We start from the raw sequence: 308 nt of genomic DNA, 5'->3' as shown, positions 1-308 counted from the left end.
ACTGGCACACAGGAAGGCGCGGGAGGTCTGGCCGGAAGCTGACGTGTTCCTCCCGCACACCCGCGGCTGGACATTCGAGGTCGAGCACGGCTACGCATACGTCACGACCGCGGGAGTAGTCGCGCGGGAACCGCAGGGAACACGGTTCGACGCGGTGTCCTCCATGGGACGCCGTACGCCCCCCGCTCGCGTAGACGGACCAGGCTGCACGCCCGCCACCATCACCGTAACCGAGGTGCCAGACCGGGCGTACCTCGACCAAGACGGGGAATAAGCACGGCCCTGGGGCGCGCACCCCAGGGCCGGCC

General features: G+C 69.8%; 1 protein-coding gene. It reads left to right on the top strand.

Annotated features, from left to right (window positions below):
* Positions 1-274 (top strand): hypothetical protein (locus tag OO70_RS56575; RefSeq protein ID WP_407702910.1); only part of this gene is annotated, 274 nt, incomplete at its 5' end.
* Between the last annotated feature and the right edge of the window lie 34 nt (positions 275-308).

Origin of the sequence: Streptomyces xylophagus, from assembly GCF_000716435.1 — a bacterium.
GTDB classification, from domain to species: domain Bacteria; phylum Actinomycetota; class Actinomycetes; order Streptomycetales; family Streptomycetaceae; genus Streptomyces; species Streptomyces xylophagus.
Note: the sequence above shows the minus strand (reverse complement) of the source record. Positions and strands in the feature narration are given on the sequence as shown.